The following is a 22,061-nucleotide window of genomic DNA, read 5'->3' as shown; positions in this document are numbered from 1 at the left end:
TATTGTAAAAAAGCGCAAGAATCGTTATTCAATATTGACCCATAACAAACCATTGATTAATCTGTATTCATGTCAATTAAACCTTTAGTTACTTTACCTGATCCGATATTACGGGAAGTGTCCAGACCTGTTGAGCATGTCGATTCAACTCTTCAAAAGCTCGCTGATGATATGTTGGAGACCATGTATAATGCCCAAGGTGTTGGCCTTGCCGCTATTCAGGTTGGCCTACCACTCCGCATGCTGGTCATAGATGTCTCTAGAAATGATGCTCCTAAAAATCCGCTTGTCATTATCAACCCAGAAGTCTTATGGCTTTCAGATGAACGCAATGTTCACAAAGAAGGTTGTCTTTCTATTCCTGAGTATTTTGCGGAAGTTGAACGTCCTAAACGTCTCTGTGTTCGCTATAGCGATCGTGAAGGAAAGCATATAGAAATTGAAGCCGATGATCTCTTGGCTACTTGCCTACAACATGAAATTGACCATTTAAACGGTCGTCTTTTTATTGATCACATTTCAAAGATTAAACGTGATATGGTAATACGAAAGTTTAAAAAACGAGCACGAACAAAAGAAAAAAATGCTCAGGAAGCAATTTTGTAATGGTACTACGGTTAAGTTTTATGGGGACACCGAGCTTTTCTGTTCCCATTTTTCATGCTTTATTGGCTGCTGGCCATGATATTGTGGCTGTTTACAGTCAACCTCCTCGTCCAGCAGGACGTCGCGGTCTTAAACTGGTCCCCTCACCTGTTCAAAGTGCAGCGGAAGCAAAATCTATTCCTGTATTCACGCCTCAAACACTGAAAACAGCTGAACAACAAGCTCAATTTGCAGCACTTTGTGTTGATGCTGCTGTTGTTGTTGCCTATGGACTACTCTTGCCAAAAACCATTCTTGAAACACCACGTTTTGGTTGTTTCAATGCCCATGCTTCACTTTTACCACGTTGGCGTGGTGCTGCACCTATTCAACGTGCAATTATGGCTGGTGATAGGGAAACGGGAATGATGATTATGAAAATGGATGAAGGACTTGATACGGGGCCTATCGCTTTATCTCGCTCCATCCCCATCACGGATAACACCACAGCGGATGAACTTTCAAATAGGCTTGCACATATAGGCGCAGAACTTATGATAGAAACCCTATCAGCTCTTGAAAAAGATCAACTAAAACTTACACCACAATCAGGGAAAGATATAACCTATGCCTCCAAAATCAAAAAAGAGGAAACACGCATTGATTGGACAAAACCTGCAGAATTTATTCATAGGCATATTCGCGCGCTCTCTCCCTCTCCTGGTTGCTGGTGCAACATGAATATCAGCGGTCGAGAAGAACGCGTAAAAATTCTTGCAAGTCATTTAACATCAGGTCCTTCTCTTGAAATTGGCAGAATAGAACCAGATTCTTTGGTCATACATTGTGGACAAGGGCGTATAGAAATAACCTCCCTCCAAAGATCTGGCGGTAAAATTCTTGATAGTGTAACATTTTTAAGAGGCGCTCGTATTTCTGCTGTTTTTTGATATGCCACGTTTTAAACTCACCCTTGAATATGATGGCTCAAATTATGCTGGCTGGCAGCGCCAAGCAGGGCTTCGCACCATACAAAGTGCCCTTGAACAAGCTATTTTTCATTTTAGCGGCCAACAATTAACCATCACGACAGCCGGTAGAACTGATGCAGGTGTCCACGCTACAGGACAGGTTGCGCATGTTGATTTCATAAAAAATTGGCACACGCATACTGTACGCGATGCACTCAATGCTTATTTGCGGAAACAGGGTGAAGATATTTCGATTTTGAATGTACAAAACGTTCCTAATAGCTTTGATGCACGATTTTCTGCGGTCAAACGCCATTACCTTTTTAAAATTCTCAATCGCCGCTCACCACCAGCTCTAAACGCCAAACGCGTATGGTGGTTGCCAACCCCCCTCAATGCTGAAGCCATGCATGAAGCTGCGCAAAAACTTGTAGGACAACATGATTTTACCACTTTCCGCTCAACTCACTGTCAAGCAAAAAGCCCTATTCGCACTCTAGACTGTTTAGATGTTCAAAGAAAAGGAGAAGAAATTTTTCTTTATGCACAAGCTCGCTCTTTTCTTCATCATCAAATTCGTTCATTTGCAGGAAGTCTCATGGAAGTTGGCATTGGACGCTGGACTGTACAAGATCTTGAAGCAGCTCTCCAAGCTAAAGATCGTACGCGCTGTGGTATGGTCGCACCTCCTTCAGGACTCTATTTGACACAAGTTGACTACTAACTACCCTTTAAAAGCCATTTCCCCAAAAGCGGTTAACAAAGCTTATAAAAGACACGAATGTGTTCAAAAGCTTCCGCCGCTGTATCGACAAATGTTACAAGATCCATATCTGAACGAGAAATCGTACCTTGCGCAGATAAATAATCAAAATTGACAACATTGTTCCAAAATTCTTTGCCGAACATTAAAATTGGAACTTTTTTCATACGTCCCGTTTGCATTAAAGTTAATGTCTCAAATAACTCATCCAGAGTACCAAATCCTCCAGGAAAAATTGCCAACGCTTTTGCTCGCACTAAAAAATGCATTTTACGCATCCCCAAATAATGAAAATTAAAACATAAATGCGGAGTCACATAAGGATTTGGCTCTTGCTCATGTGGTAAAACAACATTCAAACCAATCGTTGGTGCTCCAATATCAGCAGCACCACGATTTCCTGCTTCCATTATCCCAGGTCCTCCCCCTGTGATAACCACAAATTCGCGATACTCCGTCGTAGCAGAATAACGTGAACACAAACGCGCAAATTCTCTTGCCTTATCGTAATAATGGGACATAGCATGCAAATTTTTCTTTTGTGTTTCATCTTTTGCTGCCCATGCTGTTTGTCCAGATTCGGGAATACGTGCTCCACCAAATAAAACAACAGTTGATTGAATATCACACTCCTGAAGAGCTATTTCCGGTTTTAAAAACTCAAGACCAATACGCTGTGAACGTAATTCTGGACGCATCATAAAATCTTGATCGATATAGGCTAAACGGTAAGTAGGTGAAAGCGCTTGTGGTGTATCAGAGGATTCATATATTTTTTGTATTGCCTCCTTTGCATGGAGAAATGAACACCAACTCTTTTTTTCTTCTTTCATTTTTTCTCTATAACCTTTCTCATGCGCTTATCTTGCTCCCTCACCGTTTCATTGACTGGACACATTTCTTCGCGTAGGTCATAAGAAATAAATCTTGAAACTTTCAACTTGTTTAACGGAATTCCAACCATGAGCAATCTTACACAACTTGAAATGATTATTGAAAAAGCATTTGACAACCGCGCCTCTGTCAATACCACAACAAAAGGTGAAATCCGCGAAAGTGTTGAGCACATACTAAACCTTCTTGATAAAGGTGAAATCCGCGTTGCAGAACGTCAAGAAAATGGCCAATGGCATGTACGCCAGTGGTTGAAGAAAGCTGTTCTTCTCTCTTTTCGAATCAATCCTATGCGCATTATTTCTGGTGGAGCCAATGAATCACATTGGTGGGATAAAGTTCCTTCAAAGTTTTCTGGTTGGCAAGAAGATGATTTTAAAAAAGCTGATTTCCGTTCAGTTCCTGGAGCAATTGTACGCCATTCTGCCTATATTGCTCCCAACGTTATATTAATGCCATCCTTTGTAAATCTTGGTGCCTTTATCGATGAAGGAACAATGGTTGACACATGGGCCACCGTTGGTTCATGTGCTCAAATTGGAAAACATGTTCATCTTTCTGGTGGTGTTGGTATCGGAGGTGTTTTGGAACCACTGCAAGCAAACCCAACAATTATTGAAGATCATTGTTTCATCGGTGCACGATCTGAAATCGTCGAAGGCTGCATTATCCGTGAAGGCGCTGTTTTAGGAATGGGAGTTTTTATTGGAAAATCCACAAAGATTATTGATCGTACAACAGGAGAAATTTTTATAGGTGAAGTACCAGCCTACTGTGTCGTTGTTCCAGGCTCTCTCCCCGGGAAACCGCTACCAAATGGTGAACAAGGCCCCAACCTTTATTGTGCTGTCATAGTAAAACGCGTTGATCAAAAAACACGAGAGAAAACGTCTATTAATGATCTTTTACGTGATTAAAAAGCACTTCTCAAAGATTTTGGTTAAGAAACAAAATGTAAAAGCTGAATCAATGAGGGAAAATACTTTCTCTCTTGTCTACTATTTACTCATTTTTAGCGCTTGGATAAAAGCCGACTGTGGAATTTCTACTTTTCCGAATTGACGCATCCGCTTTTTCCCCTCTTTTTGTTTTTCTAAAAGTTTGCGCTTACGCGTCACATCACCACCATAACATTTAGCGGTCACATCCTTACGCAAAGCACGAATGGTTTCACGCGCAATGATTTTGCCACCAATCGCTGCTTGGATTGGAATCTGAAACATATGCTGAGGAATAAGATCTTTCAACTTTTCGCACATTGAACGCCCACGCTTTTCTGCAATAGTGCGGTGCACAAGCATTGACAATGCATCAATAGACTCTCCATTCACCAAAATAGACATTTTAACCAAATCACCTTCCGAATAGTCAGTCATCTGATAATCAAAAGAAGCATATCCCTTTGAGATTGATTTTAAACGATCATAAAAGTCAAAAACCACTTCATTTAAAGGCAAATCGTACGTTACCATAGCACGCGCCCCAACGTAAGACAAACCAACCTGTACCCCGCGCCTTTCTTGGCAAAGTTCTAGGATGGCTCCGAGATAATCATCTGGCGTCATAATTGTTGCCCGAATCCATGGTTCTTCAATAGAAGAAATTTTAACAATATCAGGCATATCCGCTGGATTGTGTAATTCTTTAACAGAACCATCATTCATATTCATGCGATACACAACAGAGGGTGCTGTCGCGATTAAATTCAAATTAAATTCGCGCTCCAATCGCTCTTGAATAATTTCAAGATGAAGAAGCCCTAAAAAACCACAACGAAAGCCAAAGCCCAAAGCTGCTGATGTTTCCATTTCAAAAGAAAAACTGGCATCATTTAAGCGCAATTTACCCATGGCTGCACGCAAATCATCAAAATCCGCTGCATCAATTGGAAAAAGTCCACAAAAAACAACCGGTTGAGCAGGTTTAAAACCAGACAAAGCCTTTTCACAAGGGCGACGCTCTTCAGTAATGGTATCACCAACCCGCGTATCAGCAACCTCCTTGATAGAAGCTGTTATAAAACCAATCTCCCCTGGTCCCAACTCATCAACTTGCACCATTTTAGGCGTAAACACACCAACGCGTTCAACAGGATATTTGACTCCCGTACCTATCATGCGAATGGTTTGACCTTTTTTTAAAATACCATCTATTACACGTACCAAAACAATGACGCCAAGATAACTATCATACCAACTATCAACCAACATTGCTTTTAAGGGGTTTTTAGCATCACCAATATGCGGAGCAGGCAATTGTGTAACAATTGCTTCTAAAACATCTGAAATACCCAAACCTGTTTTTGCTGATATTTCTATAGCCTCAGATGCATCAATACCTATTACATCTTCAATTTGCTCTTTAATGCGCTCAGGTTCTGCAGCCGGAAGATCCACCTTATTGAGTACCACAACCAATTCATGAGAATTATCAATAGCTTGATAAACATTTGCCAATGTCTGCGCTTCCACACCTTGGCTTGCATCCACAACTAAAAGTGAACCTTCACACGCCGCTAACGAACGTGATACCTCATAAGCAAAATCAACATGACCAGGCGTATCGATAAGATTTAAAATATAGGTTTCACCATCTTTTGCCTTATAGTGCAAACGTACCGTTTGTGCTTTAATAGTAATTCCACGTTCGCGCTCAATATCCATGGAATCGAGCACTTGCTCTTTCATCTCTCGTGTCTCAAGCCCTCCTGTCATTTGAATCAAACGATCAGCCAAAGTCGACTTTCCGTGGTCAATGTGAGCCACGATGGAAAAATTACGGATATGATTACGATCTACTGTCATATGAGGCGATTTAGCAAAGAATAGCGCAAAACGCAAAGACCAATTACGTTCCTTTGGAAACCTTTCAAAAAAATATAAATGCAAAGAGCTCTAGAAGTATAACCCCTTATAGCCTAAAAAATGAGGCGTTTCATTTACTAAACTAAACATCAATGATTAAAAAAATACCCAAATGCTTTATTATGCAATGCTTATTGAAAAATAGCATACCTTCTGTAAGAATCTGTTTTCTTAAAGTTGCAAAGTTAATCAATTTTTTTAATCATTTTATCTTTTTTACGCCATTGTGAAGGTTGTAATTCAGCTACGATGATTCCAATTAGAATAAGCAATCCACCTAATAAAGCTAAAGATGATAAATGTTCACCAGCTAAGCGTCCAACAATACCAGCCCATACAGGCTCGCCTGCGTAAATGAGTGTTGCACGAGTGGGTGAAACGGATTTTTGTGCCCAATTCATCGCCAATTGAATGATAGCACTCATCAATGCCAATCCTATACCGATACCCAGCCATATCCATGAAAATTCAGGAATACTTTCCCCCATTAAAGGCATACAAAAAAATGAAAAAAGGCCACTAAAAAATAATTGTATAATCGTTACGCGTCGACTATCAACCTTGTTGGCAAAAATTCCAATGAGTATAACTTCTCCAGCAATTGCCAAAGCACCTAACAAAGTTAAAATTTCACCTTTTGAAAAATCGAAACTCCCTGGCTTTTGTCCCGAAATAAATACAAGACCAATAAAAGCAAAAATAATACCAATCCAACAAGCTAAACGGGGTGGTTTTTTAAAAACAATCCATTGCAATATTGGTACTGCCGGAACATAAAGTGCCGTGATAAAAGCCGATTGACTACTCATAATCGTTTGAAGCCCCGATGCTTGCAAAGCATAACCAAGAAACATTCCCAAACCAATAGACATACCAGCAAAAATCTCATAAACGGTGACATCTTTCATAGAGCGCCAAAAAACCGCCCCACATATAAACGATGCAATGATAAAACGAAATCCAACAAAGAAGAGAGGTCCGCTATAATGTACCGCAATGTGAATCACTAAAAACGTAATACCCCATAATATTGTAGCGAAAAACAGTGCCCATTCCTGTTTGCTAAATAAAGGACGTTTCAATTGTTTTATATCAATCATGAAAAGGTTTCATCCTCCAGTTTATTCCATACGTCCTACGAAACAATAAGTGTTCCCGCTCCCTGTTCGGTAAAAAGTTCTAGTAAAACAGAATGGGGAGTTTTGCCATTTAAAATAACAACACCTTCAACTCCATTTTGAAGGGCTTTCATACAAGTCTCTACTTTTGGAATCATACCACCTGAAATTGTTCCATTTCTTATGAGATTTTCAGCTTCCGAAATTGTCAATTCCTTTAAAAGTTTACCCTTTTTATCCAATACACCAGGAACATCCGTTAAAAACAAAAGACGCTTAGCTGCCAAAGCACCAGCAATGGCCCCAGCAAAAATATCAGCATTAATATTATAGGTTTTACCATCGCGGCCTGGAGCTACAGGAGCAAGAACTGGAATCATTTCAGAACATGCTAAAAGATCCAGTAATGTGCGATCAACTTCAACAGGTTCGCCAACAAATCCTAAATCTAAAACACGCTCAATATGCGAATCAGGATCAATCACAGTTTTATAAGCCTTTTCGGCAAAAACCATATTGCCATCCTTGCCACACAGCCCTATTGCCCATTCACCTTCAGCATTGATGAGAGCAACAATTTCCTTGTTTATGGAACCCGCTAAAACCATTTCAACAACTTCAACGATCCGTTCATCGGTTACACGTAAACCGTTTTCAAACCGTGATTCAATCCCCATTTTCATTAAAATTTCAGCAATTTGAGGACCTCCACCATGAACAACAACGGGGTTAATGCCTGATTGCTTTAAAAGAGCAATATCACGCGCAAATGCTCGCCCTAAAGCAGGATCACCCATAGCATGACCGCCATATTTTACAACGACCGTTTGATTTTCATATTTTTGCATATAGGGTAAAGCAGACGACAAAAATGCTGCTTGTTTTTCAAAAACATCAGCAACACCGTTTTCAACATCATCCATTAAAAGAGCCTCCTCATTACTTTTTACCATCTCTTTTAGTGGAGTTTAGAAAAAGTGAAAACAAATTTTATTCTATCCATCCCCGCTAAATATTGTTAACTTTCCTTTAAACTACGACAAAAATAATAATGAGATGAAATAAAGTCATCTTCCTTAAAAAAAATTGGCGTCGAAGAATTAAACAGAATAGGCGTACCAAATGTCATTATCTTATGTATAAAATTTCGAAGCAGAGTTTAAAAGAATTTCTAAGCTGTGTCGTACATTTAACTCATGGATTTTATCCTATAGTAGGATCTTTAACAATGAATATAGATATATACAACTATTGATTTTATAAGAGAAAATAAATTTTTTATAATGATGAAATTGGCTGCCATATTGGCCAATATAAAAAATAACTAAGTCGCAAATATTTCCACTAAGCTACAGTTTTTGACCTAAAATTTCATCTTTTTCCAATCATGGCAATAAGAAAACATCATGTGAACAATCTACCACTATACATGTGAAATCAGAGCTGCATCAAAAAAATTTTAGCAAAATCGCATTTCTTTTCGCTTAAAGAAATACACATAACCCGTTAATTTGTCGATATTCATTGCCTAAAGAGATAAAAATGGAGATTTGAATATCATTACATCGCTGAAACGATAAAATATTATTCTACCCCTTCACATAAATAGAATTGATGGCAATAAACAAAAATGAACAAACAAGAAAAAATTCGATCGCTTGCGTCCCATTACCAAAAAACTTTTGCATATACCGAAAGTGTACCAGGAAAATTCGTATGAAAATATCTTTGGGACTTATCTACAACAAATGACTACTGCAAGTATCCTAAATGTTTCACTAAAAAACCTATGATAGCTGCGAACTTTGCTTTTTCTATTCTCTAAGATTTTATCTTCAATTGAGCGATTTTACAGTTTGTATTTAAATGACAGCTTGTTTATAAAATTAAGAAAAAGACAGATTTTTAAGAGAAAAACTACAAAAAACTTTGCATAGATAAAGTGTAGTTATAGTGACACTTGAGATATTGTCAGTGTAGCCAATATATCGGTGCGTAGATAAGCTGTTTTTCAAACGTCATAGACACTCGAAACAACATTTGCCCATGAAGCTATGAAATCAAACATACAAACGAACCAGCAACAGAAATGCACTCTAAAACAGCCAATAAAAACCTTTCTTTTTTCAAGCAAAAAGAATGTTAAGCTTTCTAAAGGTTGTGATGCAACAGGAAATGTAACTAAAATAATTTTTCAAATACCCTCTCTCCATTTATTCTGACAAGTATTCACTAATTTTGACCAGAAATATTCTCAAAAAACTCTTTCATACGTGAAAAAAAACCATGTGATTGTGGCGAATTTTCATGATTTGAAAGCTTCTCAAATTTTTGCAACAATTCGCGTTGCTCTTGTGTCAATTTCTGCGGTGTTTCAATATTGATATGGATATAAAGGTCACCCCTTACTTGCTGGCGCCGCAACATTGGCATTCCTTTGCCCTTAAGGCGAAACTGACGCCCATTTTGTGTCCCTTCTGGAACCTTAACACGTGCTTTCACACCATCAAGGTCAGAAACTTCAAATTCCCCTCCTAAAGCAGCTGTCACCATTGAAATAGGAACGCGACAATGAAGATCTGCCCCCTCTCGCTGAAAAAATTCATGCGGTTTAATGGAAAGAAAAATATAAAGATCACCGCTAGGACCACCACGAATACCAGCATCTCCCTCACCAGAAAGACGAATACGCGTACCATCTTCAATACCAGCTGGAACGTTCACACTCAATGAACGTTTTTTTTCTACCCGTCTTGTTCCCTGGCATTTTGGACATGGATCGGTAATAGTTTCACCACGTCCATGGCATGTAGGACATGTTCGTTCAATAGAAAAGAAACCTTGTGCGGCACGCACACGACCAGCTCCATGACAAGTTCCACACACTTGTGGCTTAGAGCCTTTTTTTGCACCCGATCCCTCACAAGCATCACAAGTAACAGAACAAGGAATATCAATTTGCGCAGTTTTTCCTGAAAATGCTTCTTCCAAAGTCACTTCCATATTATAACTTAGATCTGCACCACGCTCACGACCATCGCCGCGCTTACGGTGTCCACCCCCCATAATTTCACCAAAAAAATCTTCAAAAATGTCAGCAAATCCACCAGCACCAGCAAAACCACCAAAAGGATTTGCTCCCCCTTGGTTGCCGCCTTCAAAAGCTGCATGACCAAATCGATCATAAGCAGCCCGCTTTTGAGGATCTTTGAGAACCTCATAAGCTTCACCAATTTCTTTGAACTTCCGTTCTGCCTCTTTATTCCCCGGATTGCGATCAGGATGGTATTGCATTGCCAACTTACGAAAAGCAGATTTCAACTTTTTATCATCACATTCGCGAGTTACGCCAAGAATTTCATAATAATCAACCTTCATCATGTATTCCTGATATTTTTTCATCCATTGCTAATGGATTAAAATTTGCTTTCAACTTATATTTTTAGCAACAAAGTTGCAACTCATCTCAAATAATAAACCCATCCCTCTATTTCAAAGGCTGGGTTCATTAATTAATCAACACAGTTGCTACACTTATTTCTTCTTATCATTAATTTCTTCAAAATCAGCATCAACAACATCATCATTCTTTGTATCTGTTTCACTGTTGGCTGTTTCTGCTTGCGAAGCTTCATACATAGCTTGTCCCAGCTTCATACTCACTTCTGCTAATTTCTGCATTTTTTCTGTTACTTCTCCAGTATCAGTGCCATCGAGCGCAGCCTTCAAATCAGATATTGCAGTTTCAATCTGTTCTTTTTCTTCAGCTGATACCTTATCGCCATATTCCGTAAGCGACTTTTCAGTTGAATGGATAAGTGACTCTGCTTGATTTCTGGCCTCAACACCTTCACGGCGTTTTTTGTCCTCGGCCGCATGTTCTTCTGCATCTTTTACCATTTTTTCGATGTCTGCATCACTTAAACCACCTGAGGCCTGAATACGAATTTGATGCTCTTTACCAGTTCCTTTATCCTTAGCCGAAACATTGACAATACCATTCGCATCAATATCAAAAGTAACTTCAATCTGAGGCACACCACGCGGTGCTGGCGGAATACCAACAAGATCAAATTGAGCCAGTAATTTGTTATCGTTAGCCATTTCGCGCTCACCTTGGAAAACACGAATAGTCACCGCATTCTGATTATCATCAGCTGTTGAAAAAACCTGTGATTTTTTAGTAGGGATAGTGGTATTGCGTTCAATAAGGCGCGTAAAAACTCCACCCAGCGTTTCAATACCTAAAGATAAAGGCGTTACATCCAACAGCAACACGTCTTTTACATCGCCCTGCAAAACACCCCCTTGAATGGCGGCACCCATCGCCACAACCTCATCGGGATTAACACCTTTATGTGGATCCTTGCCGAAGAAGCTTTGCACAACTTCCTGAATCTTGGGCATACGCGTCATACCACCCACTAAAACCACTTCGTCAATCTCACCAGCTTTCAATCCTGCATCTTTCAGTGCAGCTTTACAAGGTTCAATAGTACGCCGAACTAAATCGTCAACGAGAGATTCAAATTTCGCCCGAGTCAATTTCATCGTTAAGTGCTTGGGACCAGATTGATCTGCTGTAATAAAAGGTAAATTGATTTCCGTTTGCTGTGAAGATGAAAGTTCAATCTTTGCTTTTTCTGCCGCTTCTTTTAAGCGCTGCAACGCCAGTTTATCATTTTTCAGATCAATCCCTTGTTCTTTTTTGAATTCATCTGCAAAATAACCGACCAAACGCATGTCAAAGTCTTCACCACCTAAAAACGTATCTCCATTGGTTGACTTAACTTCAAAAACACCATCTCCAATTTCAAGTACAGAAATATCAAATGTACCGCCACCAAGATCGTAAACAGCAATCGTTTTTCCGTCTTTCTTATCCAAACCATATGCTAAAGCAGCAGCTGTCGGCTCATTGATAATCCGCAAAACCTCAAGTCCTGCAATTTTACCTGCATCTTTGGTAGCTTGACGTTGTGCGTCATTAAAATAAGCAGGAACCGTAATAACGGCTTGCTCAACTTTTTCACCAAGATACGCCTCAGCAGTTTCTTTCATCTTTTGCAAAATCATAGCTGAAATTTGCGACGGAGAATATTTCTTACCTGCTTCTTCAACCCATGCATCACCATTGTCGCCCTTAACAATTTTATAAGGCACAAGCGCTTTATCTTTTTCAACCATGGGGTCATCAAAACGGCGACCAATCAAACGTTTAACTGCAAAAATCGTTCCTTCAGGGTTCGTAACTGCTTGCCGTTTAGCAGGCTGCCCAACAAGCCGCTCGCCCCCATCAGTAAATGCAACAACAGAAGGTGTAGTCCGTGCTCCTTCTGAGTTTTCAATAACCTTTGCGTTTTTGCCATCCATAACAGCGACACAAGAGTTAGTCGTCCCCAAATCAATACCAATTACTTTTGCCATATCATAATCTCCATTCAGCAAGCTACCACAACCTTCATCACGCATCTTTCTCAGGCAGCTCCTTGATAAAACTCAAAATCTGCCTCCTACTTCCAGTTACACAAACAATAAACTGTAAGTCGCAACAAATTTTGCTGCCTCGTATATAAGAACAGCCTTTTACCGCTACAAGAGAATAATGAAAGAAACATTCCTAAAATGAAATTTTTCTTTTAAAAGAGGCATTCTACTTACGCGCAAACGCCATCATAGTTAATTAATAATGCAGATATCATAGCATATCCTTCTTGCGTTCTTTTAAAAATATCAACTTATAAAAATTGAAAAAATAAAGATTTTCAAAATATCGCTCAACCACGACTGATTTATACCACGAATATCACAGCTTTCCTTAGCAAAATCTCTAACGGATGCTGTATTCTTATATGGTTAATAGATACAATATTTCTTATATCGATTACTTATAGAGTCAAGCCTAACCTTGCTAAGTACTAATATTTGTGAAGATATTGTCCATTAATCCACTCTCAATAGCTCTGGTTCTAACCGCCTAATAGTTCATTGCTGTTTGAAAGTCATACTTTAAGAAACCCAAGATGATCTTTTGCTCACCTGTATACTTCTTATTAAATTTGTTATTAAATTTTTAAATATACTAAGAACGAACCATCCCGTTTGTAAGAGCACTGCCATTTTAGATCTTATCCCATTCCTTCAAAATAAGGGACTCATTCCCCTATCCTTACATTCAAATCAATATAATTCTAGAAATTCTCTCTTTTATTTTAAACAGAAACTCTGCTAAAATGGAAAAAGCACTCAAAAGTGAGTTTAACGAAGGAGGGTAAATCAATGATGACATTTATCATCGAGAGAATAAAGAAGCTTATGTCTAAAGATTCAGCACACGCACAATATCCACTTAAAAAGCTCATCACAAATGTCCTGTGGGCTCTTCTCTTTGCTTTTACAACATTGCCCGCAACCGCTCAACAGTATAAAATTGGCAACATAGAAATCCTTCATCCTTGGACACGCGCAACACCTAGAGGCATAAAAGTTGGCAGCGGTTATCTCTATATCATTAATCACGGCAACACCCCAGACCGTTTGATTTCTGTTTCAACAACCGGCGTACAGTCAACAGAAATTCACTCTATGGCTGTCGTTAACGATATCATGAAAATGGAAAAAATGCACAATGGTATCGAAATTCCCGGTAATGGCGAAATCACACTTAAACCAGGTGGAGATCACATTATGTTCATGGGACTTTCACACCCATTTAAGCTAGGTGATAAAGTCAGCGCAAAATTGACGTTTGAGCAAGCAGGAACAATTGACATTGACTTCTCTGTAAATGCTATGGCTGTAAATTCGCCTTCCAAATCTGCTCCTACTCACTAGCTATTTCATCATCATGCAATCGAAGCGTGGGAAAATCTCACGCTTCTTATTTTTGTTTAGCTCCGCAAAACATATTGTAAAAAGCAAATAGTCTACCTTTTTTATTTAAGCGTGGTCAATTTCAGGAATACGCAAAACTTGTCCAGGATAAATTTTATCAGGCGATTTCAGCATCGGCTTATTGGCTTCAAAAATGAATGTGTTTTTATCGCCTTGCCCTTTTCCATAAACCTCTTCAGCAATTTTCCAGAGATTATCACCAGATTTCACCTCATAAAAGCGAGAGGCTTTTTTAGACATCGTATCTGCAATTTTTAATTGATCAATATCAACAGAAGAAATACCCTGCGAATTCCCAACAACCAAAAGTGCTTTTTCAAGTGTTTCCCTATCTGGAACCTCACCACTCAAAACAGCTTTACCATTTTCAACCTGAATATTCACTTTTTTTGTGTCGAGCTGAAAGCTATCGAATGCCGCCTTAAAATCTTTTTCTTTTGGCGCATGATCCCCAATACCAAGCTTTTCGCCAACTGTTTTAACAAAATTAAAAAATCCCATTATGGCCTCCTTTTATGCAAGTGGATGCAATTTTGCATATACCACCACCCTCTTTCCTCTGCTCTTAAAACAGATAGGCGAATTTTCTAAACTTCAACAAATAAAAACCAACTGTTCAATTCTGGGACAGAGATAACGATAGACTTTGGTAAAAAACGCCTCTATGAAAATTTTTCCTGCATAAAGGGATCTTAATACATACAAAAACGTTATAAAATTGCAGAGATAAAACAATCTGTTACCGCAAAGATGCAGAGTTTTTTCTTCAGTTACAATTTGTATCATATTTGTTTTGCAAAAAAAATGTGAACTCCCATATAAATAGCGTGGATAATTTGCTGCCACGGCAATAGAAAGGTCTAAGAAGTCATGAAAGATAATCCAGCAATCACACAAACGATTGTACTTGTTGATGATGACCGTAACATTTTAACATCTTTATCTTTTGCGCTTGAAACAGAAGGCTATCGCGTTGAAAGTTATACAGATGGAGCATCTGCACTCAAAGGTCTAACACTGCATCCCCCACATTTAGCTATTTTTGATATTAAAATGCCTCGAATGGATGGGATGGAACTTTTACGCCGATTGCGTCAAAAATCTGATATTCCTGTTATTTTTCTTACCTCTAAAGATGATGAAATTGATGAACTGTTTGGTCTTAAAATGGGAGCTGACGATTTTATTACCAAACCTTTCTCTCAACGTCTTCTCATTGAACGCGTAAAAGCTATTTTGCGCCGTTCCAGTGCTCGTAACCAACCGCTTGCAACAGGAGCATCTCCCACCTCTTCTCTCAAACGCGGAGATCTTGTGATGGATCAAGAACGTCATACCTGTACATGGAAAGATAAACCTGTTATCCTAACCGTTACAGAGTTTTTGATTCTACAAACCTTAGCGCAAAGACCAGGAGTTGTGAAAAGTCGTGATGCTTTGATGGATGCTGCCTATAGTGATCAAGTTTATGTAGATGACCGTACCATCGATAGTCACATTAAACGTCTGCGTAAAAAGTTTAAACAAGTGGATGATGATTTTGCAATGATTGAAACACTTTACGGTGTGGGCTATCGTTTCCACGAGGTGTGAAGCTATTTTGTCGCAAAAATTTGAACGGCGATCAAATCGATGACAAAAAATACTCGACCGGAAACTGTGCAAAAAACAACCTCAAATGACATCCTCTCAACGCCATTTCTTATGTTTGCTCATTTCCATTTTCGGACACAACGTCTCCTCAGACAATTGTTTTTTTCCAGTCTTACACGCCGCATCGTCATTTTAAATCTTGCTGCTCTTGCTATCCTAGTTACAGGCATTTTATACCTTAATCAGTTTCGCGATGGTTTAATTGAAGCGAAAATCAAAAGTTTATGCATCCAAGGGAAGATTATCGCTGGAGCCATTGCTGCTTCTGCAACGATAGATACGAATTCTATTCTCATAGACCCCAAAAAACTTTTGGAATTACAAGCTGGAGAAAGTGTTACACCTGCACCTCAATCAACAGACTCTTGGGATTTTCCCATTAATCCTGAACAAGTTGCTCCTCTTTTACGGCGTCTTATCACGCCCCAAACAACAAGAGCACGTATCTATGATCGTGATGCTACTTTACTTCTTGATTCGCGCGTTCTTTATTCTAGCGGCGAAGTTTTCAGCTATGATTTACCTCCAATTAAAATTGAAAAAAACCTGTGGGAACGCCTCACATCATGGTTTTCAAGCGCATTTTATGGCAATGGAATTGCCACTGATAGAGAGCAAGTGAAAAGCCGGGGTATTGCTTATCCAGAAGTTTACCGAGCACTAAATGGATCTCTTGCTACTGCCAAACGACGCAATAGACAAGGTCAATTAATCGTTTCTGTTGCTGTACCTGTTCAGCGCTATCGTGCAGTGGTGGGTGCGCTTCTTCTTTCAACCACCGGTTCAGATATTGATAACATTGTAAAAGCTGAAAGGCTGGTTATTTTTAAAGTCTTTGCCGTTGTTGGAAGTGTGCTTTTGGTCCTTTCCTTATTTTTAGCCCATACGATCGCGCATCCATTGAGCAAATTGTCCGCCTCTGCCAACCGTGTACGCAATGGCAACAACAAGCGCGTAGAAATTCCTGACTTTTCAATGCGCGAAGATGAAATTGGTCATCTTTCAACCTCTATTCGTGATATGACCAATGCTCTTTACACACGCATTGAAGCCATTGAACGCTTTGCTGCTGATGTAAGCCATGAATTAAAAAATCCACTTACCTCCTTGCGTAGTGCTGTTGAAACGCTCCCACTGGCCAAAAATGAAGAAGCACAGGAACAATTGCTTGAAATTATTCAACATGATGTGCGTCGTCTTGACCGTTTGATTACTGATATTTCTGATGCCTCACGACTCGATGCAGAACTTGCGCGTGAAACCGCGCAGATTGTTGATATGACACTGCTTCTGGAAAGTCTCGTTCATGCCGTTCATGAAGTATACCGTAATACGCAAACCATTGATATCAGCCTTAATATTGTCCCACGTCCTCATGGAAAAGCCTACCTTGTTTTGGGACATGAACTCCGTTTAGGGCAAGTTATTTCAAATCTCATTGAAAATGCACGTTCTTTCATTCCCCATGATAATGGCAAAATTTGTATAACGATGAAGAGTGATGCTTCAACTCTTACCTTAACCATTGAAGATAATGGCCCTGGTATTCGTTCGGATAATATTGAACGCATTTTTGAACGCTTCTATACAGATCGACCAAATGAAGATACATTTGGTCAAAACTCAGGACTTGGCCTTTCTATTAGCCGGCAAATCATTGAAGCTCATAATGGAACAATTACAGCTGAAAATATTGTTGACCCCAAGCTCGAAAATAGTAAAACTGGTGCACGTTTTATTATTGTGCTTCCCTTCGCAAAATAAACCCTTTTACCCAAAGCAAAAAGCATGAAAACAAAAAATGAAATACTCCATGCAAATTGTCTCCAACTTGGAGGAAAGGGACTCTTGATTATAGGCCCGTCTGGCTCAGGAAAATCAACATTGACCCTTTCTTTACTTGACCGTGCTGGGTGGTCAAAACGTGAAGCGAAGCTTATCAGTGATGATTATACAATGCTCTGTGTGGAAAATGGAAAACTCTGTGGATATACTCCAGAAGGTTTGCAGGGCGGTATCGAGATTCGTGGTGTTGGTCTCTATACGATGGAGTTTGAAAAACAAACAACTATTGACTGCGTTATTCTTCTTGGTCCTGAATATGAGCGTTTCTCAACGAATCAGACTTTTAAATTTGCTGATCTGCATATTCCTCTTTTAAAACTTCCTAGCCTTCATGAAGCAGATTGCACTGCCATTTGTCAGGCTATTGAAGCATTCTTTTTTAGAAAAAGATGGTCGAAATCTGTCTAATTTTTTTCTAAAGGGGAAAAAATCATTATTTTTGCCTTTTTTTGAAAATTTTTCTTGGCAGCACAGCAAAGCCTTGTAAAATACTCTTTCCACCATATGGTTGGGTCTTTTAGTTAACAGGAGTTTTTGTAAAATGATTGGACTCGTGCTTGTAACGCACGGTGAATTGGCTGTTGAATTTTTGCATGCTGTAGAACATGTTGTTGGAACACAAGAAAAATTTGCAACAATATGCGTCTATCCCGATGATGACATGAATCAGCGCCAAGATGACATTATAGCCGCAGTTTCCTCTACAGATACAAACCATGGTGTGATTATATTAACAGATGTGTTCGGTGGAACACCGTCAAATATGGCTATTCCTGCTATTAAAAAAGGACGTGTTGAAATGATTGCAGGTGTTAATTTACCCATGCTCATTAAACTGATTTCTATTCGGCAATGTCCTGATATTTCATTATCAGAAGCTTTAAAAATAGCCCAAGAAGCAGGACGTAAATATATTAATGTACCAGTATGACTTTATAGCGGATAATTAACACAGATGCTTTCCAAAGATACTCTCCCATGTATATTAAGTCGCCATTTCAATATTTGTAATAAACGCGGGTTGCATGCCCGCGCTTCTGCAAAATTTGTACAAACTGTTGACAATTTCAATGCCATTGTTGAAGTTGAAAAAGACGGAAAAGTTGTTGGTGGCTCATCAATTATGGGACTTATGATGTTAGCAGCCTCACCGGGTTGTAATCTCACTATCCGCGTTTCAGGACCAGAAGCAAATGATGCTCTCAATGCTCTTGAAAAACTTATTAACAACAAATTTGGAGAAGAAAACTAAAGCTTCTCACCTAAAAAAGAGACTTCTTCGTTTTCTCTTAAGGATATCAACATTCGTATCCGTTTGAATTGGCAATATGGTTATCGTAGACATAAATGTTTGTGGTTTTTGTGTTATTTATAATACCTATATGAGCTTTCTTTTCCCACGATATTTGACCAGTTCGAATGTTGAGCATTATGGCTATCATAACCTTTAACACATATAATTAAATGTTTATAGAGATATGCTAAAACAGCTTTGAGTTTACTTTTAACCAATATAAAAGATAATTGCAAAATTAAAAATCCATAAACTTTTCTTATTTTAGCCTGTATTTGTAACATTGATAATAAGAACACAAGCGATCCTCTAACTGTATATCTTTCCGATACTTCATATAACATAGCTTTATTAAAAATTATGAGCATTATCCTAGATCATAAACTTTATGAATTGAATTCATAATTATGGTAGCCATTTTTTAGCTATTCTTTTTCTATATAATTTCCTCATCCTTAGAGGTGTGATCCGTTATTAATTATCCGTCATTGCGCTCACAGTGATGTTTTCTGACTATAAGGAGATACCATGCAACGTCTGTTTAGTGCACTTCAGATTCCGCAAGAAACAACAGAAGCACTTATATTACTGCAAAATGGCTTGCCAAACGCACAGTGGATTAACCCACGAAACTTTCATATCACTTTGTCTTTTTTTGGTGAAGTTGAAGACTCTGTAGCAGATAAGATTATTTGTGCTTTTGACACAATAAAGCTTCCCCCTTTTGCATTAAAAATGAGAGGTTTCGAAGTTTTTGGTTCAGAAAATGCTCCCCATTCTCTAGTTGTCGGCATTGAGCCTTGTGAAACTCTTAATAGTTTACACGAACAGATGCAAAATATCCGGAGCCATTTGACGTTAGCTCCTGATGAAAAGCAATTTACTCCGCATATTACTCTTGCACGATTGCTTGATATTAGACCTGATGATCTGCCTCCTTATTTGTCCTCTCGAGATGATTTTTCGTTTCCGGCCTTTGAAATTAACCATTTTGTCTTATTGTTATCGCCATCTCCTTCAAGCGATGCCCCATATGTTGTAAAAGGACGCTGGACACTTCAAGGATAAAGGATGTTAAAACATCCTTTAAAACCTTTTTGATGAAATGCTTCAAAATATAAAACTGCACCTGCAATGCTGTAGTCTTGCGTTGCAGATATTTTTGTTGAAGTGTTTATTGCGAATTAGCTTCAACAGAAGCTTCTTTTGCTCCCCTTCTGGCCACACCAACTATTGCTGGACGTAGCACGCGTTCACCAATGATATAACCTGCTTGAACAACTTGCTGAACGGTATTATCTGGAACATCAGAATTAGGAATTTCAAACATTGCTTGATGAAAGTGAGGATCAAATTTTTGCCCCTCTGGGTAAATTTTCTTCACTCCATGACGTTCTAACGCTGCTATCATTGCACGCTCAGTCATTTCAACGCCCTCAGCTAGCGTTTTCAAACCAGCATCATTCTCCTTTGCTCCTTCTGGAATAGCTTCCAAAGCACGATTGAGATTATCAGAAACAGATAACATATCGCGTGCAAAATTAGCAATCGAATAAGCTCTTGCATCAGCCACATCACGTGCAGTACGACGCCGAAGGTTTTCCATATCTGCCGCAAGACGTAAAAGTTGATCTTTCAATTCTTTATTTTCATCCTGCAAAACAGCTAAGGAATCAATAAACTCATTTCCTTCTTCTTCAACGTCTGCGCAAGTTTCTGCTTTACGGTCTTTTAAAAACTCATCAGCAGCTTGTTTCAATGCATCACGATCAACTGGTTTTTTTAAATCGCAATTTTCCAATGAAGCGTCAGTAAATTTGTTTTTTTCATCAGACATAAAAATTCCATTCCTTCATAAAATTTATTATTATCGATATCGAAATTTTACAGACAAAAATCAAGGGGTATTACGCATCTTAACACAATGAGCGTCTATAAAAAACATCCACGGCGTTATCCTAACGCAACAACTGCGAGATAAGTTGAGCTGTATAATCAACCATAGGCACGATTCTTGCATAATTAAGCCGTGTTGGCCCAATAACCCCCAAAGCACCAATAACTCGTTGTTGTGAATCACAATAAGGTGCCACCACTAAAGAAGAACCAGAAAGCGAAAACAACTTATTTTCCGAGCCAATAAAGATACGAACCCCTGAACCTTCATCCGTTAAATCAAGTAGCTGCGCCATACTTTCACGCGTTTCAAGATCATCAAACAAATGTCGCAATCGCTCTAAATCTTCTTCTGCTTTCACATCTTCAAGCAAATTGCTCCGCCCGCGAACAATAAGGTGTATTTTATGCTCAGCATCTTCTCCTCCCCAAACAGCTAACCCTGTTTCAACAAGATGATGAGACAAATGATCAAGTGCAGCCCGTGTTTCCAAGCATAAACGCGCAATTTCCTTTTTAGCTTCACTCAATGTACGCCCCTGAATATGGGCATTGAGAAAATTCGTTGCCTCTGTCAATTGTGCATGGGTAACTCCTTCCGGTAAATGAACAATACGATTTTCAACTTCACCTTGCTGAGTCACCAAAACTGCAAGAGCGTGTTCTCCATCAAGGCGCACAAATTCAATATGCTTCAACGTCCCTTCGTGTTTTGTTGCCAGAACTAATCCTGCCCCACGCGATAGATCTGAAAGAACTTGGCTCGCTTGAATGAGAAAATGTTCAATTGATTGTGCATGACCAGCCTCCTTAACTTGGGTTTCAATACTTTCGCGCTCCTCAGTTGGTAAATCACCAGCTTCCATGAATGCATCAACAAAAAATCGTAAACCCGATTGCGTCGGCATTCTTCCTGCAGACACATGAGGTGCATAAATCAAACCGAGATGTTCAAGATCACTCATCACATTGCGAATTGTCGCAGGTGATAATGTCTGTTGCAAAAGCCGTGAAAGATTTCGTGATCCCACAGGCTCTCCATCATTAAGGTAGGCTTCAACGATATGGCGAAAAATATCACGTGAACGCTCATTAAGATATTTTATTTCATTATCAATAGGTTTTTGCTTCATCACAATTGTTTCAATACTTTTAAAATACTCTTTTCTTATATAAGTTTTGCCAAGGTTTGGTCAAATAGTCTAAAGCAGTGCAAAAGCATAATACATATTTATCATAAAAAAAATGCTATCATCAAAAAGAAAGATACTTTTATATATCTTT

At 39.0% G+C, this 22,061-nt stretch carries 20 protein-coding genes; 11 read left to right on the top strand and 9 right to left on the bottom strand.

The window, feature by feature from the left end; all coding sequences use genetic code 11:
• The first annotated feature begins 69 nt into the window (after nt 1–69).
• From def to truA, 3 genes are read left to right on the top strand one after another with little or no spacing between them, the layout of a single operon-like run.
• Nucleotides 70–606, top strand: coding sequence for a peptide deformylase (gene def / locus MCQ_RS04240; RefSeq protein ID WP_006923748.1), 537 nt, complete (start codon nt 70–72; stop codon nt 604–606).
• Nucleotides 606–1,535 carry a methionyl-tRNA formyltransferase gene (fmt, locus tag MCQ_RS04235; protein ID WP_006923747.1) on the top strand — a complete coding sequence of 310 codons (930 nt, stop codon included), beginning with the start codon at nt 606–608 and terminating at the stop codon, nt 1,533–1,535. The genes def and fmt overlap by 1 nt, the downstream gene beginning before the upstream one ends.
• A gap of 1 nt (nt 1,536) precedes the next feature.
• A complete protein-coding gene (truA, locus tag MCQ_RS04230) occupies nt 1,537–2,280 on the top strand; it encodes a tRNA pseudouridine(38-40) synthase TruA (protein WP_006923746.1) in 744 nt (247 codons plus the stop codon).
• A gap of 32 nt (nt 2,281–2,312) precedes the next feature.
• On the opposite strand, the gene MCQ_RS04225 is transcribed toward truA, so the two are convergent.
• A complete protein-coding gene (locus MCQ_RS04225; protein WP_006923745.1) occupies nt 2,313–3,152 on the bottom strand; it encodes an LOG family protein in 840 nt (279 codons plus the stop codon).
• 129 nt (nt 3,153–3,281) lie between these two features.
• On the opposite strand from MCQ_RS04225, the gene dapD reads away from it, so the two are divergent.
• Nucleotides 3,282–4,130, top strand: a complete 849-nt coding sequence (dapD, locus tag MCQ_RS04220) for a 2,3,4,5-tetrahydropyridine-2,6-dicarboxylate N-succinyltransferase (protein ID WP_006923744.1) — start codon at nt 3,282–3,284, stop codon at nt 4,128–4,130.
• 81 nt (nt 4,131–4,211) lie between these two features.
• Here the strand turns inward: dapD and lepA are convergent, their stop codons facing one another.
• The 5 genes from lepA to dnaK form a co-directional block, all read right to left on the bottom strand.
• On the bottom strand, nt 4,212–6,017 hold the full coding sequence (lepA, locus tag MCQ_RS04215) for a translation elongation factor 4 (protein ID WP_035007958.1): 1,806 nt from the start codon (nt 6,015–6,017) through the stop codon (nt 4,212–4,214).
• Between the two features lie 245 nt (nt 6,018–6,262).
• A complete protein-coding gene (locus tag MCQ_RS04210; protein ID WP_006923742.1) occupies nt 6,263–7,177 on the bottom strand; it encodes a DMT family transporter in 915 nt (304 codons plus the stop codon).
• Between the two features lie 35 nt (nt 7,178–7,212).
• Complete coding sequence (gene argB, locus MCQ_RS04205) at nt 7,213–8,118, bottom strand: acetylglutamate kinase (protein WP_006923741.1); 906 nt, start codon at nt 8,116–8,118, stop codon at nt 7,213–7,215.
• A 1,309-nt stretch (nt 8,119–9,427) separates the two neighbouring features.
• Nucleotides 9,428–10,573, bottom strand: coding sequence for a molecular chaperone DnaJ (dnaJ, locus tag MCQ_RS04200; RefSeq protein WP_006923740.1), 1,146 nt, complete (start codon nt 10,571–10,573; stop codon nt 9,428–9,430).
• Nucleotides 10,574–10,729: 156 nt separating this feature from the next.
• A complete protein-coding gene (dnaK, locus tag MCQ_RS04195) occupies nt 10,730–12,622 on the bottom strand; it encodes a molecular chaperone DnaK (protein ID WP_035007955.1) in 1,893 nt (630 codons plus the stop codon).
• Between the two features lie 852 nt (nt 12,623–13,474).
• Between dnaK and MCQ_RS04190 the strand changes: the two genes are divergently transcribed.
• A complete protein-coding gene (locus tag MCQ_RS04190) occupies nt 13,475–14,029 on the top strand; it encodes a copper chaperone PCu(A)C (protein WP_006923738.1) in 555 nt (184 codons plus the stop codon).
• A 105-nt stretch (nt 14,030–14,134) separates the two neighbouring features.
• On the opposite strand, the gene lysM is transcribed toward MCQ_RS04190, so the two are convergent.
• Nucleotides 14,135–14,590: a peptidoglycan-binding protein LysM gene (gene lysM, locus MCQ_RS04185; protein ID WP_006923737.1), complete on the bottom strand. Its 456-nt coding sequence runs from the start codon at nt 14,588–14,590 to the stop codon at nt 14,135–14,137.
• 369 nt (nt 14,591–14,959) lie between these two features.
• On the opposite strand from lysM, the gene MCQ_RS04180 reads away from it, so the two are divergent.
• The 6 genes from MCQ_RS04180 to thpR all read left to right on the top strand — a co-directional run bounded on the left by MCQ_RS04180 (nt 14,960) and on the right by thpR (nt 19,949).
• Nucleotides 14,960–15,682, top strand: coding sequence for a response regulator transcription factor (locus tag MCQ_RS04180; RefSeq protein ID WP_006923736.1), 723 nt, complete (start codon nt 14,960–14,962; stop codon nt 15,680–15,682).
• Nucleotides 15,683–15,721: 39 nt separating this feature from the next.
• A complete protein-coding gene (locus MCQ_RS04175; RefSeq protein WP_006923735.1) occupies nt 15,722–17,506 on the top strand; it encodes a sensor histidine kinase in 1,785 nt (594 codons plus the stop codon).
• Nucleotides 17,507–17,530: 24 nt separating this feature from the next.
• Nucleotides 17,531–17,995, top strand: a complete 465-nt coding sequence (locus tag MCQ_RS04170) for an HPr kinase/phosphatase C-terminal domain-containing protein (RefSeq protein ID WP_006923734.1) — start codon at nt 17,531–17,533, stop codon at nt 17,993–17,995.
• 133 nt (nt 17,996–18,128) lie between these two features.
• Nucleotides 18,129–18,518, top strand: coding sequence for a PTS sugar transporter subunit IIA (locus MCQ_RS04165; RefSeq protein WP_006923733.1), 390 nt, complete (start codon nt 18,129–18,131; stop codon nt 18,516–18,518).
• A 24-nt stretch (nt 18,519–18,542) separates the two neighbouring features.
• A complete protein-coding gene (locus MCQ_RS04160; RefSeq protein ID WP_006923732.1) occupies nt 18,543–18,839 on the top strand; it encodes an HPr family phosphocarrier protein in 297 nt (98 codons plus the stop codon).
• Between the two features lie 570 nt (nt 18,840–19,409).
• Entirely contained in the window at nt 19,410–19,949 is a 540-nt protein-coding gene (thpR, locus tag MCQ_RS04150) for an RNA 2',3'-cyclic phosphodiesterase (RefSeq protein ID WP_006923730.1), read from the top strand.
• Between the two features lie 106 nt (nt 19,950–20,055).
• Here thpR and grpE read toward each other — a convergent pair whose 3' ends face one another.
• Both grpE and hrcA read right to left on the bottom strand, forming a co-directional pair.
• Nucleotides 20,056–20,718: a nucleotide exchange factor GrpE gene (gene grpE / locus MCQ_RS04145; protein ID WP_006923729.1), complete on the bottom strand. Its 663-nt coding sequence runs from the start codon at nt 20,716–20,718 to the stop codon at nt 20,056–20,058.
• A 121-nt stretch (nt 20,719–20,839) separates the two neighbouring features.
• Nucleotides 20,840–21,910, bottom strand: a complete 1,071-nt coding sequence (gene hrcA, locus MCQ_RS04140; RefSeq protein WP_006923728.1) for a heat-inducible transcriptional repressor HrcA — start codon at nt 21,908–21,910, stop codon at nt 20,840–20,842.
• Between the last annotated feature and the right edge of the window lie 151 nt (nt 21,911–22,061).

Origin of the sequence: Candidatus Bartonella washoeensis Sb944nv (assembly GCF_000278135.1) — a bacterium.
GTDB classification, from domain to species: domain Bacteria; phylum Pseudomonadota; class Alphaproteobacteria; order Rhizobiales; family Rhizobiaceae; genus Bartonella; species Bartonella washoeensis.
Note: the sequence above shows the minus strand (reverse complement) of the source record. Positions and strands in the feature narration are given on the sequence as shown.

Bases quoted from the DNA above. Each gene is read 5' to 3' on its own strand.
- def (WP_006923748.1), top strand. From the start codon at position 70: ATGTCAATTAAACCTTTAGTTACTTTACCTGATCCGATATTACGGGAA.
- fmt (WP_006923747.1), top strand. From the start codon at position 606: ATGGTACTACGGTTAAGTTTTATGGGGACACCGAGCTTTTCTGTTCCC.
- truA (WP_006923746.1), top strand. From the start codon at position 1,537: ATGCCACGTTTTAAACTCACCCTTGAATATGATGGCTCAAATTATGCT.
- MCQ_RS04225 (WP_006923745.1), bottom strand. From the start codon at position 3,152: ATGAAAGAAGAAAAAAAGAGTTGGTGTTCATTTCTCCATGCAAAGGAG.
- dapD (WP_006923744.1), top strand. From the start codon at position 3,282: ATGAGCAATCTTACACAACTTGAAATGATTATTGAAAAAGCATTTGAC.
- lepA (WP_035007958.1), bottom strand. From the start codon at position 6,017: ATGACAGTAGATCGTAATCATATCCGTAATTTTTCCATCGTGGCTCAC.
- MCQ_RS04210 (WP_006923742.1), bottom strand. From the start codon at position 7,177: ATGATTGATATAAAACAATTGAAACGTCCTTTATTTAGCAAACAGGAA.
- argB (WP_006923741.1), bottom strand. From the start codon at position 8,118: ATGGATGATGTTGAAAACGGTGTTGCTGATGTTTTTGAAAAACAAGCA.
- dnaJ (WP_006923740.1), bottom strand. From the start codon at position 10,573: ATGAAGGTTGATTATTATGAAATTCTTGGCGTAACTCGCGAATGTGAT.
- dnaK (WP_035007955.1), bottom strand. From the start codon at position 12,622: ATGGCAAAAGTAATTGGTATTGATTTGGGGACGACTAACTCTTGTGTC.
- MCQ_RS04190 (WP_006923738.1), top strand. From the start codon at position 13,475: ATGATGACATTTATCATCGAGAGAATAAAGAAGCTTATGTCTAAAGAT.
- lysM (WP_006923737.1), bottom strand. From the start codon at position 14,590: ATGGGATTTTTTAATTTTGTTAAAACAGTTGGCGAAAAGCTTGGTATT.
- MCQ_RS04180 (WP_006923736.1), top strand. From the start codon at position 14,960: ATGAAAGATAATCCAGCAATCACACAAACGATTGTACTTGTTGATGAT.
- MCQ_RS04175 (WP_006923735.1), top strand. From the start codon at position 15,722: ATGACAAAAAATACTCGACCGGAAACTGTGCAAAAAACAACCTCAAAT.
- MCQ_RS04170 (WP_006923734.1), top strand. From the start codon at position 17,531: ATGAAAACAAAAAATGAAATACTCCATGCAAATTGTCTCCAACTTGGA.
- MCQ_RS04165 (WP_006923733.1), top strand. From the start codon at position 18,129: ATGATTGGACTCGTGCTTGTAACGCACGGTGAATTGGCTGTTGAATTT.
- MCQ_RS04160 (WP_006923732.1), top strand. From the start codon at position 18,543: ATGCTTTCCAAAGATACTCTCCCATGTATATTAAGTCGCCATTTCAAT.
- thpR (WP_006923730.1), top strand. From the start codon at position 19,410: ATGCAACGTCTGTTTAGTGCACTTCAGATTCCGCAAGAAACAACAGAA.
- grpE (WP_006923729.1), bottom strand. From the start codon at position 20,718: ATGTCTGATGAAAAAAACAAATTTACTGACGCTTCATTGGAAAATTGC.
- hrcA (WP_006923728.1), bottom strand. From the start codon at position 21,910: ATGAAGCAAAAACCTATTGATAATGAAATAAAATATCTTAATGAGCGT.